This is a genomic window from Pseudomonas sp. FYR_5 (assembly GCF_043106315.1).
Lineage (GTDB): Bacteria > Pseudomonadota > Gammaproteobacteria > Pseudomonadales > Pseudomonadaceae > Aquipseudomonas > Aquipseudomonas putida_Y.
Map to the genome: position 1 here is coordinate 23,630 of NZ_JBICMK010000050.1, position 12,925 is coordinate 36,554.

The window sequence follows — 12,925 nt, forward strand, 5'->3', positions numbered from 1 at the left end:
ACCAGGCAGCGGAAGCTGGTCGTTACAAGGCCACTGTGATGAAATGCGACCCCTCGCTACTTCGCCCTGCCAAGCCTGCCGTGAATTCCCGCCTGATCCGTCAATTGCTGTTACCGCCGCTGATCATCCTGCTGATGGTCGGCCTGGGAATGGCTGGCTACCTGATCAGCGAGAGCAACGGCATCCGCACCCTCAGCGAAAACGGTGAACGCCAGCTGGAGCTGCACGCACGCACGGTCGAAAGCGAAATCAGCAAGTACACCTACTTGCCGAGCCTGCTGGAGCTGGAAGACAGCGTCTCGCACCTGCTCACCGACCCGGACGGCGGCTCACGCCAGACGGTCAATGAATACCTTGAAGGCCTGAATCGTCGCAGTCGCAGTCGGGCCATCTTCGTCCTCGACACCAATGGCCGGGTGCAGGCCACCAGCAACTGGCGCGATGCCGACTCGTTCCTGGGTGAAGACCTGTCGTTCCGCGCCTACTTCCAGACTGCCGTGCGCGGCGAACCCGGGCGTTTCTACGGCATCGGCAGTACCACGGGCGAGGCCGGCTATTACCTGGCCCATGGGCTTGAGGAGCACGGCAAGATCATAGGCGTTGCGGTGATCAAGGTGCGCCTGGACACCCTCGAGGAGCGCTGGCAGCGTGCCCGCCTGGAGGCGTTCGTCAGCGACGAGAATGGCATCATCATCCTCTCCAGCGACCCGGCCCGGCGCCTTAAGTCGGTGCGCCCGCTGACCCCGCAAATCAAGGAGCGCCTGGCGCGAAGCCTGCAGTACTACTGGTGGCCGCTGAACGAATTGCAGCCTCTGGCCCGGGAGACCCTGGCCGATGGCGTGGAAAAACTGACCTTCCCGGCCAACACCGAAACCGCTCATGGCAAGCCGCACGAAGTGGCCTACCTGGCGCAAACCAGGCGCCTGGTCGACACGCCCTGGCATTTCACCCTGCTGACCCCCCTGCAAGACCTGCGTCGCGAGTCCATGGTGCAGGGCATTCTGGTGGGCGTGGCCTTTGCCTTGCTGGCGATCCTCGGCATTGCCTGGAACGAGCGGCGCAAAGTGATCGCCACCCGCCTGGCAGCCCGCGAAGCCCTTGAAGAAGCCAACAGCCAGCTGGAGCGGCGGATTGCCGAACGCACCGCCGACCTGCGCGCCAGCAACGAACGCCTGAAGGGCCAGATTCGCGAGCGCCGGCACGCCGAGCAGACCTTGCGCCACGCCCAGGATGAGCTGGTGCAGGCGGGCAAGCTGGCCGCCATCGGGCAGATGTCCACCAGCATTGCCCACGAGCTGAACCAGCCACTGGCTGCGCTGCGCACCTTGTCTGGTAATACTGTGCGTTTCCTTGAGCGCGGGGCGCTGGAAACCGCCAGTACCAACCTGCGCACCATGAATGACCTGATCGACCGTATGGGCCGCATCACCGCCAGCCTGCGCTCGTTCGCCCGGCGCGGCGATGACAGCGGCCAGGCTTCACTGGCCAAGGCGGTAGAGGCCACCCTGCAGGTGCTGGCCAACCGCATCAGTGCCTGTCACTTGAAATTGCACCACCAGTTCGAGGACCAGCAACTGGCCATCGACCAGACCCGCCTCGAGCAGATTTTGGTCAACCTGATCGGGAATGCCCTTGACGCCATGGCCGCGCAACCGCAGCCTGAGCTGTGGCTGGAAGGCGAGGTGCAGGGTGACAAGTACCGTTTGCAGGTGCGCGACAACGGCCACGGTATCGACGCCGAGGCGCGCAAGCACCTGTTCGAACCCTTCTTTACCACCAAACCGGGCGAGCATGGCCTGGGCCTGGGCCTGACCCTGTCGGCGAGCCTTGCCGCCGCCGCCAAGGGAAGCCTCAACGTCGAGCATCCCGCCACCGGCGGCACGGCCTTCGTCCTGGCCCTGCCTCTGGTTTTCCCCCCTAGCGAATCGGCAGAGCATCCATGAACCAAGCGCCTCTTACCGTCCTGATCGTCGAAGACGACCCGCATGTGCTGCTCGGCTGCCAGCAGGCGCTGGCCCTGGAGGATATCGCCTGCGAGGGCGTAGGCAGTGCCGAACAGGCGCTGGAACGCATCGGCGACGACTTCGCCGGCATTGTCGTCAGCGATATCCGCCTGCCGGGTATTGATGGCCTGGAGCTGCTCAATCGCCTCAAGGCCCGTGACCGCAGCCTGCCGGTGGTGCTGATCACTGGCCATGGCGATATCGACATGGCCGTTGGCGCCATGCGTAACGGCGCCTACGACTTCATGGAAAAACCGTTCTCCCCCGAGCGCCTGGTCGACGTGGTACGCCGCGCGCTGGAACAGCGCGGGCTGTCACGCGAAGTGGTGGCCCTGCGCCGCCAGCTGGCCGAACAGAGCAGCCTGGAGGGACGCATCATTGGTCGCTCGCCGGCCATGGAGCACTTGCGCGAACTGATCGTCAACGTCGCCGACACCTCAGCCAACGTGCTGATCGAAGGCGAGACCGGCACCGGCAAAGAGCTGGTCGCACGCTGCCTGCACGACTTCAGCCGCCGCCAGGGCCACCCATTCGTGGCGCTGAACTGCGGAGGCCTGCCGGAAAACCTGTTTGAAAGCGAGATATTCGGCCACGAGGCCAACGCCTTCACCGGTGCCGGCAAACGCCGTATCGGCAAGATCGAGCACGCCAATGGCGGCACGCTGTTCCTCGATGAAGTGGAGAGCATGCCGATCAACCTGCAGATCAAGCTGCTGCGCGTACTGCAGGAGCGCACCCTGGAGCGACTGGGCTCGAACCAGAGCATCCCGGTGGATTGTCGGGTGATCGCCGCGACAAAGGCTGACCTCGATGCGTTGGGCCAGAGCGGCCAGTTCCGTAGCGACCTGTATTACCGGCTGAACGTGGTCACCCTGGAGCTGCCGCCGCTGCGTGAGCGCCGTGAAGACATCCTGCAGTTGTTCGAGCATTTCCTGCAGCAGTCGGCCCTGCGCTTCGACCGGGAAACACCGACACTGGACAGCCAGACCCTGTCGCGCCTGATGGCCCATGACTGGCCGGGCAACGTGCGCGAGTTGCGCAACGTGGCCGAACGCTATGCCCTCGGCCTGCCAGCGTTCAAGAAAGGCCCCAGCGGTGGTGCCAACCAAGGCCTGCTTTTTGCCGAGGCGGTGGAAGCATTCGAACGCAACCTGCTCACTGATGCCCTGCAACGCACTGGCGGCAACCTGAGCCAGGCCAGCCAGGAACTGGGCATGGCCAAGACCACGCTGTTCGACAAAGTGAAAAAATACGGCCTCGGCTGACCTGAACCCAAACTGGAAAGCCTGAGATCGGTGCAGCACCGGTGGGAGCGGGCAAGCCCGCGAAGAAGCCAGCGCGGATTTCAGAGCCCTGCGATGTGCGTGACCGCTTGCCTATGCGCCTGCAAATAAGGCAACACCGCCCCCAGCAGCGGCGCCTTGAACGGCTCCTGGAACCGATGCGCCAGCCCCGGGATCAAGCGCAACTGGCTGCCCTGGATATGCGCCGCCAGGTGCACGCCATGCATCACCGGCAATAACGGGTCAGCCGTACCGTGTACCACCAGGGTCGGCACTCGCAACTGGTTGAGCAACTCCACGCGACTCGGCTCGGCCAGTATCGCCATGATCTGGCGCTTGGCCCCGTCAGGGTTGAACGCCCGGTCATAGGCCTGCGCCGCCTGTTGCAGCAACACGTCACGGTCGTCGTGTACTTCCGGGCTGCCCAAGGCCGCCAGCAGGTCGGCCTGCTGCTCGATAGCCACTTCGCGGTTCGGTGCGCTGCGCCGGGCCAGCAGCTGCACCAACGCCGGGTCCGGTGCCGGCAGCCCCGCCGCCCCTGAACTGGACATGACCAGCGTCAGGCTGCGCACACGCTCGGGCGCCATCGCCGCCAGATGCTGGGCAATCATGCCGCCCATGCTCACCCCCAAGACATGAAACTGGCGCACGCCCAACGCGTCCATCAGGCGCACGCCGTCATCTGCCATATCAGTCAGCGTATAGGGCGCCGACACTGGCAGGCCCAGCTTGTAACGCAACAGCTCAAGCGTCAGGTTGGCGTGCGGTGGCACCTGGTTCCAGCGTGACAGGCCGACATCGCGGTTGTCATAGCGGATCACCCGAAAACCCTGGCGGCACAATGCCTCGACCACGTCGTCCGGCCAATGAATCAGCTGCCCGCCCAGGCCCATGACCAGCAGCAAGGCCGGGTCGCGTGGCGCACCGACGCTCTGGTACACCAGGCTGACGGCCCCCAGTTCGGCACGCTGCACCGGCACATGGGCGTCACAGCGCTGTTCGGCGAAACTCGCAGGTGCGCTGAACAGGAAGAAAAGAAAAAGCCAAAAAGCCCGCATGAAAGAAACACCAGAATGCAGATCCCCAGTAGAGCGCGAGTCTGATGAATTCTGTTCGGGCGCGCTGCCACAGTTCGGTGACAGTTTCATGACTCCCGCCAGGCGGTGCGACGATCGCCCAGTCGACAGATGTAGCATCATGAGAGAAACTCAACTCATTACCTGGTTCCTCTATTCCATACCCCGGAGTCATCTGTGCTGGAGATCCGTCACCTGAAAACCCTTCATGCCCTGCGCGAAGCCGACAGCCTGGTGGAGGCCGCCGAACGCCTGCACCTGACCCAGTCGGCGTTGTCGCACCAGTTCAAGGAGCTTGAAGAGCGCCTGGGCCTCCCGATTTTCGTGCGCAAGACCAAGCCGATCCGCTTCACCAGCGCCGGGCTGCGTCTACTGCAACTGGCCGATGCCACCCTGCCGTTGCTGCGCAGTGCCGAACGTGACATTGCACGTCTGGCCGGAGGCACTGCCGGACGCCTTCACATGGCTATCGAATGCCACAGCTGCTTCCAGTGGCTGATGCCGACCATCGACCAGTTCCGTGATGCCTGGCCGGAAGTGGAACTGGACCTGGCCTCCGGCTTTGCCTTCGCCCCGCTGCCGGCCTTGGCCCGTGGCGACCTTGACCTGGTGGTGACCTCCGACCCGGTGGACCTGGCAGGCATCACTTATGTGCCGCTGTTCACCTACGAGGCGATGCTGGCAGTGGCCAACCAGCACCCGCTGGCCAGCAAGCCTTACATCGTGCCGCAAGACTTGCTCGACCAGACGCTGATCACCTATCCGGTGGAACGCGATCGCCTGGACATCTTCACCCGCTTCCTGGAGCCGGCCGATATCGAGCCAGCCGCCGTGCGCACCTCGGAGCTGACGGTGATGATGATGCAGCTGGTGGCCAGCGGCCGTGGCGTATGCGGCATGCCGCATTGGGCGCTGCACGAGTACAGCTCGCGCGGCTATGTGAAGGGCAAACGCCTGGGCGAGAAAGGCCTGTTTGCCACGCTTTATGCCGCCGTACGCACCGACATGCTCGATGCCCCATATATGCGCGACTTTTTGCTGACGGCCAAGGACACCTCGTTCGCCACCCTCGACGGTGTCAGCGCGGTGCGTTGAGCGCCTGGCGATACAGCGGCAGGATCAAGTCGCGGGTCAGGGGGGCCAGTTGCATGACGGGCGCCTGATCTGCTGCCAGCCAGACCACCTCCTCGATCTCTGCGGCCGGCACCACAGCAGCGGCGCTGTCGACACGGAACAGCTCAGCTTGCACTTCGAAGCCCGGCTCGTTGGCGGCGGGGGCACTGAACTGGCCCAGGTGCACGGCCTGAGCCGGGTCGATACGCAGGCCCAGTTCCTCGTGCAACTCGCGCACCAGCGCCTGTACCGGCGTTTCACCGGCATCGATCTTGCCGCCTGGCTGCATGAAAGCCTCGGTGCCACGCTTGCGCACCAGCAGGGTGCGGCCCTGAGGGTCGATCAGCAGGGCAGCGGCGATGCGGATGATGTTGGGCATGGGGGTGGGCTCGCTGAAAAATGACCCGCGAGGATCCCATGGGGTCATTGGCCTGACAAGGCCGGTCATTCCTGTGCCGGCCTGACAGGCCAACTGGGCGTTACACGTATCTGGTCGAGGCGGCACGCTATTGAGCAGGATCGAAAATCTTGATCACAGCACGTCCCCCCTGTAGGAGCGGGTTCACCCGCGAATGCGATGGTGAGGCTCCCGACGCATTCGCGGGTAAACCCGCTCCTACAGCGGTATGCGTTGCACCCAGGCAATTCGGCTCGGGTCGAGAATGATTTTCGCTACCCCGATTTTAATTTGCAGCGCCCGGCAACTTGGCTATGGTCGGGGTTTGCCCCCAGGCCCTGAGCCTGACCGCGCCATCGCAAGGACCCTGTATGAGCCTGTCACTTCTCAGTCGCTATGCCTTCTTCGCCGCCTGCGTGCTGTTCACCCTGGCGAGCATCCCCTTCAGCCACCACGAATGGTTGTGGCCGTTCACCCTGACCACTGGCATCCTCAGCCTGGTCGGCCTGTTCGATTTACTGCAGCAGCGCCACGCCGTACGCCGTAACTACCCGGTTCTTGGCAACATCCGCTATCTGGTCGAGGCCATTCGCCCGGAAATCCGCCAGTACCTGCTGGAGTCCGACAGCGATGCCCTGCCCTTCTCCCGCGCCCAGCGCTCGCTGGTGTATGCCCGGGCGAAGAACGAAGCCTCGGACAAACCTTTCGGCACCCTGATCGACGTATATGAATCCGGTTTCGAGTTCATCGGCCACTCCATGCGCCCGGCACCGCTGGCCGACCCGGCCAGCTTCCGCGTTATCGTTGGTGGGCCGCAGTGCAGCCAGCCGTATTCGGCCTCGATCTTCAACATTTCGGCCATGAGTTTCGGCTCGCTCAGTGCCAATGCCATCCGTGCGCTCAACCAGGGCGCCAAGCTGGGCAACTTCCACCACGACACCGGCGAGGGCAGCATCAGCCCCTACCATCGCGAACACGGTGGCGACCTGGTGTGGGAACTGGGCAGCGGCTACTTCGGGTGCCGCACGCCGGATGGGCGCTTCGATCCCGAACGCTTCGCCGCCCAGGCGCGCAGCCCTCAGGTGCGCATGATCGAGATCAAGATGAGCCAAGGTGCCAAGCCCGGCCACGGCGGCATACTGCCCAAACACAAGGTCACACAGGAAATTGCCGAAACCCGTGGCGTGCTGATGGGCGAGGATTGCATCTCCCCGTCGCGCCACAGCGCCTTCTCGACACCGATCGAAATGATGCACTTCATCGCCCAGTTGCGTGAGCTGTCCGGCGGCAAGCCGGTGGGGTTCAAGTTCTGCCTGGGCCACCCGTGGGAATTCATGGGCATCGCCAAGGCCATGCTGGAAACCGGCATCCTGCCCGACTTCATCGTCGTCGATGGCAAGGAAGGTGGCACTGGCGCAGCGCCCGTGGAGTTCACCGACCATATCGGCGTACCCCTGCGTGAAGGCCTGCTGTTCGTGCACAACACCTTGGTCGGCCTGAACCTGCGCGACAAGATCAAGCTGGGCGCCAGCGGCAAGATAGTCAGCGCCTTCGACATCGCCAGCGTGCTGGCCATTGGTGCCGACTGGGCCAACTCTGCACGCGGCTTCATGTTCGCCATCGGCTGTATCCAGTCGCAAAGCTGCCACACCAACAAGTGCCCGACCGGCGTGGCCACACAAGATCCGTTGCGCCAGCGTGCGCTGGTGGTGCCCGACAAAGCCCAGCGGGTGCTGAACTTCCACCACAACACCTTGCGTGCCTTGGCAGAAATGCTGGCGGCGGCAGGCCTGGAGCACCCGGCTCAACTGGAGGCCAAGCACCTGGTGCGGCGCATTTCGGCCACCGAGATCAAGCTGTTCTCGCAGATGCATGTGTTCTTGAAGCCAGGTGAGTTGCTGACCGGCGAGGTGAACGGGCAGTTCTATTCGCGGATGTGGCAACTGGCTCGGGCGGACAGTTTCGAGCCGCACAGCGAAGTGGCGGCCTGACGGAACGCTGGGGCCGCAAAGCGGCCCCACGTCAGATCAGGAGGCGGTACTCGTCACACCTTGTGCGTCTTTCGGCGCCAGGCGGAGCGTGTAGTACAGCACCGTCAGCAGCACCAGGAACGCCGGGCCGATGTACAGGGCCACACGCGTATCCTCGAAGTACGCCATCAGCCCGACCACCAGCACCAGGAAGGCCAGCGCCAGATACGAACTCAGCGGCCACAGCCACATGCGGTACTTCAGTGCCTTGCGCTCGGCAGTGGTAAGGCCGGCGCGGAACTTCAGCTGTGCCAGCAAGATCATCACCCAGGTCCAGATCGCACCGAAGGTGGCGATCGAGGTTACCCAGACGAAGACCTTTTCAGGCACCAGGTAGTTGGCCAGTACGCCCAACAGCAACGCGCCGATCGACAGCAGCAGCGCATTGCGTGGCACGCCGTTCTTCGAGGTACGGGCGAAGGCCGCCGGCGCCTGGCCGTTCTGTGCCAGGCTATAGAGCATGCGCCCGGTACTGAAGATGCCGCCATTGCACGACGACAGCGCCGCCGTGATGACCACGAAGTTGATGATGCCGGCGGCGGTCTTGATGCCGAGGCGCTCGAAAGTCATGACGAACGGGCTGCCCTGGCTGCCGATTTCGTTCCAAGGGTAAATCGACAGGATCACGAACAACGCCCCGACGTAGAACAGCAGGATGCGCCAGAACACCGAGCCGATGGCCTGCGGAATGGTCTTTTGCGGGTTGCGTGCTTCACCTGCGGTGAGGCCGATCATTTCCACGCCCAGGTAGGCGAACATCACCATCTGCAGCGACATCAGCACGCCAGTCACACCATTGGGCATGAACCCGCCATAACTCCACAGGTTGGAGATACCGACTGCGACACCGTCATTGCCAAAGCCGAAGGCAATGATGCCGATGCCGCCGAGGACCATGGCGATGATGGTGACGATCTTGATCAGCGCGAACCAGAACTCGAATTCACCAAAAGCCTTCACCGCCACCAGGTTGATCGCGCCCATGCTGCCCAGTGCCGCCAGGGCCCAGATCCAGCGCGGTACGTCGGGGAACCAGATGCCCATGTAGATGGCCACTGCAGTAATTTCGGCAACACAGGTCACCAGCCACAGGAACCAGTAGTTCCAGCCGGTCAGGAAGCCCGCCAATGGGCCGAGGTAATCCTGGGCATAACGGCTGAAAGAGCCGGCGACAGGGTTATGCACGGCCATTTCACCGAGCGCGCGCATGATCACCAGGATGGCCAGGCCACCGATGATGTAAGACAACATGATGGCTGGGCCGGCCATTTCGATCGCCTTGGCCGAACCGAGGAAAAGACCGACACCGATACAGGCGCCCAGCGCCATCAAGCGGATGTGCCGTTCGCCCAGTTCACGCTTGAGCGGGCCGCCTTCAGTGGCCTGGCCGTGGGCAGAGTGGTTGCCGACTGGCATAGCAATACAACCTCATTTTGTTATTGGATTTGACCTTCGTGCAGCCGCGACCATGCCGATAGGCGTGGCGTTGGCTTGCCAGGCCGGCCTTGTGGGCCTGCCCATGTGCCGGACTAGAGCGCCCGGCAGGGCGAAGGGGGCCAGCAGTATAGGAAGACCGTTGTAGGTGTTTTCACTGTATATATGCAGAAATTTGGCTAGAACTCTGGGGCCGCTTCGCGCCCAAAGAATTGCCAAGGCACCATAGCAACATCGTCCGTTGAAGAAACCCACACCAAAGCCGTATAGCCCCACACCACTTTTTCCAACTTCCTACAAATTTTTCACCCTATCCACTCAACGTCTAAGCTTCAGACAAGCAAGACGAAAACACTTGGCCGGATAGAAGACTATGGGCGCACTGTGGCAATCGGAACCCAGCAGAACGGAAGCTCCCGAGATACCTCAGGCCGAGACGCCACAATCCAAGTCCCCCCGTCAGCGTCGGCTATGGTGGTGGCTGATCATCCTCATCCTGCTGGTGGCACTGGTAGCCATCGCTGTTGCCGCGTATAACGAATTCCGTACCTCCGAACTACAATCGCGCGAGTTCAGCAGACTGGCCGCTACACTGACCTACTCGCTGCAACCCGGTCCCAGCGATGCCATCGTCTACCCCGGTGATGGGCCGTTCGACAAACGCCTGGGCTATAGCGCCCTGGGTGAATTCCTGCCACGCCTGCTCAAGCGCGACTACCTCATCAGCGAACAGGTGAAGTTTTCACCCGCATTGATGAACTACGTCGATCATGGGCTGTTCGCGCCCTATATCGAGAAGATCCAGGCCGGCCTGTCGATCACCGATTGCCGCGGCGACACGCTGTACCAGTACAACTACCCCCAGCACCTGTACCCGGACTTTGCGGCGATACCTCCCGTAATAGTCAACAGCTTGCTGTTCATCGAAAACCGCGACCTGCTGGATACCGACGACCCACGTAACAACCCGGCTGTGGACTGGCCACGCTTTGCCAAGGCCGCCTACAGCCAGGTCGCCAAGTACCTGGCCCTGCCCGGTCAGTCTGCCGGCGGCAGCACCCTGGCCACCCAGCTGGAAAAATATCGCCACTCACCGGATGGCCTGACGGTGTCGGGCGCGGAGAAGATCCGGCAGATGATTTCTGCCAGCGTGCGTGCCTACCAGGGCGGCCCCGACACCACCGAGGCACGCCAGCGTATCGTGCGCGACTACCTCAACAGCGTACCGCTGTCGGCCGTGCCTGGGCATGGTGAGGTACATGGCATGGCCGAGGGCCTGCGGGTGTGGTACGGCGCCGACTTCGACCAGGTCAACCAGGCCCTGAACGCCACCGCCACCGACTCAGAGAGCATGGCCGCGCGTGGCCTGGCCCTGCGCCAGGTGCTGTCGCTGATGATTGCCCAGCGCCGTCCCTCGTATTACTTGTCCAAGGGCCGGGTCGAGTTGGCCGAACTCACCGACTCGCACATTCGCGTGCTTGCCGCCAACAAGGTCATCGATCAGCCGCTGGCCGATGCCGCGCTGGTCAGCAAGGCGGTGTACCGCGACTGGGTAGCGCAGCCGACCATCGTACCGATCATCACCAACAAGGGCATCAGCCTTGCGCGCAACCGTCTGTCGGCCATGCTCAACCGCCCACTGTACGACCTCGACCGCCTTGACCTGTCAGCCACCAGTACCTTGCAGGCCGACCTGCAACTGCAGGTCAGCCAGTACCTGAAAAACCTCGCCGACCCGGCGTTTGCCGCACAGATCGGCCTGATCGGCGAGCGACTGCTCACCGCCAAGACCACCGACCAGGTGAGCTACAGCTTCACCTTGTTCGAGCGCACCGCCGATGGTTCGCGGGTGCGGGTGCAGACCGACAGCACCAACCAGCCCTTCGACATCAACGAAGGCAGCAAGCTGGAGCTGGGCTCAACCGCCAAGCTACGGGTACTGACCACCTACCTGGAGATTATCGCCGAGCTGCACGACAAGTACGCCGGCAAACCTGCCGCCGAGCTGAAGAAGGTCGAAGTGGCCGAACTCGACCGCATCACGCAATGGTCGCTGGAATGGCTGGCGCAGAACAGCAAGAACCAGAGCCTGGACGCCATGCTCGACGCCGCGCTGGAACGCAAGTACTCGGCCAACACCGGCGAAGGGTTCTTCACTGGCGGCGGGATGCATGTGTTCAACAACTTCCGCAAGGAAGACAACAACCGCAACCCGACACTCAAAGATGCACTGCGCGAGTCGATCAACCTGCCGTTCATCCGCCTGATGCGCGACCTCGTGCGCTACGTGACTTACCAGCAACCATACAACCGCGTGGCGCTGCTCAAGGACGACGCCGACCCGCGCCGCCAGGAGTACCTTGCGCGCTTCGCCGACAAGGAGGGCACCAAATACCTGATGCGCTTCTGGAAAAAGTACCAGCGTAGAACCTCGCAACAACGCCTGGACACCTTTATCGACAGCATGCGCGTGACCCCACAGCGGTTGGCGGCAGTACACCGCTACCTGTTTCCCGAGGCAGGCCAGGAAACCTTCAACGCATTCGTGCGTGCCCACCTCAAGGATGACAAGAAGGTGCTGGGCAAACTGACCGATGGCCGTCTGTCAGAGATGTACGCTGCTTATGGCCCGGGCAAGTACGACCTGCCCGACCAGGGTTACATCGCCAAGGTCCACCCGTTGGACCTGTGGCTACTTGGCTACCTGCTGAAGCACCCAGGCTCGACACTGACCGAAATGATCAATGCCAGCCGTTTCGAACGCCAGGAGGTATATGGCTGGCTGTTCAAGAGCCGCCACCAGAGCGCCCGTGACAGCCGCATCCGCACCATGGTCGAGATCGAAGCCTTCCTCGACATCCACCAGCGCTGGAAACGCGTGGGCTATCCATTCAACCACCTGGTGCCTTCATTGGCCACGGCCATCGGCAGCTCCGGCGACCGCCCCGCTGCCCTCTCCGAACTGGTCGGGATCATCCAGAACGACGGTATTCGCCTGCCAACCTTGCGCATCGACACCTTGCACTTTGCAGCCAACACACCCTACGAGACCAAGTTGATCACAGACCCGGACCGCGGCGTGCGCATTCTGCCGGTCGAAGTGGCGCGTGCGCTCAAAGGCGCCATGTCGCAAGTGGTCGACGCAGGTACCGCGCGGCGTATTTCCGGCAGCTTCAAGCTGCAGGACGGCACGCCACTGGTGATGGGCGGCAAGACCGGTACCGGTGACAACCGAATCGAAAGCTTCGGCGCCGGCGGCCGGCTGATCGGCTCGCGCTCGCTGAACCGCACCGCCACCTTCGTGTTCTTCCTCGGCGACAACCATTTCGGCACGCTGACCGCCTTCGTGCCGGGTCGCACGGCAGAAGCGTTCAAATTTACCTCGGCGCTGCCGGTGCAGGTGCTCAAGGGCATGGCACCGATCCTCATGCCATACCTGCAGCCAGGCAACCCGAATGAGTGCAAGCCGCCACAGGTTGCCGTGCACACACCGCCGCCGACAGGTAACACATCGACTGAGTAGATGATAATCATCAGCATTAAATGGCTTGTCTTTAGATATATCTTGAGTAATATCTTACGATATATC

Annotated in this window: 8 protein-coding genes; 5 read left to right on the forward strand and 3 right to left on the reverse strand. The window is 62.7% G+C overall.

Annotated features, from left to right (window positions below):
• Positions 1-38 precede the first annotated feature (38 nt).
• Positions 39-1,943, forward strand: a complete 1,905-nt coding sequence (locus ACF8RA_RS07390; protein ID WP_339443738.1) for an ATP-binding protein — start codon at positions 39-41, stop codon at positions 1,941-1,943.
• Positions 1,940-3,268, forward strand: coding sequence for a sigma-54-dependent transcriptional regulator (locus ACF8RA_RS07395; RefSeq protein ID WP_392518989.1), 1,329 nt, complete (start codon positions 1,940-1,942; stop codon positions 3,266-3,268). Before ACF8RA_RS07390 ends, ACF8RA_RS07395 begins: the two co-directional genes overlap by 4 nt.
• A gap of 80 nt (positions 3,269-3,348) precedes the next feature.
• Here ACF8RA_RS07395 and ACF8RA_RS07400 read toward each other — a convergent pair whose 3' ends face one another.
• Entirely contained in the window at positions 3,349-4,344 is a 996-nt protein-coding gene (locus ACF8RA_RS07400; RefSeq protein ID WP_176683664.1) for an alpha/beta fold hydrolase, read from the reverse strand.
• Positions 4,345-4,539: 195 nt separating this feature from the next.
• On the opposite strand from ACF8RA_RS07400, the gene metR reads away from it, so the two are divergent.
• A complete protein-coding gene (metR, locus tag ACF8RA_RS07405; RefSeq protein ID WP_003254981.1) occupies positions 4,540-5,457 on the forward strand; it encodes a transcriptional regulator MetR in 918 nt (305 codons plus the stop codon).
• Here the strand turns inward: metR and ACF8RA_RS07410 are convergent.
• Positions 5,441-5,854: an NUDIX domain-containing protein gene (locus tag ACF8RA_RS07410; protein WP_176683665.1), complete on the reverse strand. Its 414-nt coding sequence runs from the start codon at positions 5,852-5,854 to the stop codon at positions 5,441-5,443. The two genes, metR and ACF8RA_RS07410, sit on opposite strands and share 17 nt — an antisense overlap.
• A 389-nt stretch (positions 5,855-6,243) precedes the next feature.
• Between ACF8RA_RS07410 and ACF8RA_RS07415 the strand changes: the two genes are divergently transcribed.
• On the forward strand, positions 6,244-7,863 hold the full coding sequence (locus ACF8RA_RS07415) for an FMN-binding glutamate synthase family protein (RefSeq protein WP_176683666.1): 1,620 nt from the start codon (positions 6,244-6,246) through the stop codon (positions 7,861-7,863).
• Between the two features lie 36 nt (positions 7,864-7,899).
• Here ACF8RA_RS07415 and ACF8RA_RS07420 read toward each other — a convergent pair whose 3' ends face one another.
• The gene (locus ACF8RA_RS07420; RefSeq protein ID WP_176683667.1) at positions 7,900-9,318 is read right to left on the reverse strand and encodes an amino acid permease; all 1,419 of its coding nucleotides are present in this window, start codon (positions 9,316-9,318) and stop codon (positions 7,900-7,902) included.
• 391 nt (positions 9,319-9,709) lie between these two features.
• Between ACF8RA_RS07420 and ACF8RA_RS07425 the strand changes: the two genes are divergently transcribed.
• On the forward strand, positions 9,710-12,859 hold the full coding sequence (locus ACF8RA_RS07425) for a transglycosylase domain-containing protein (RefSeq protein WP_392518990.1): 3,150 nt from the start codon (positions 9,710-9,712) through the stop codon (positions 12,857-12,859).
• The last annotated feature ends 66 nt before the right edge of the window (positions 12,860-12,925 follow it).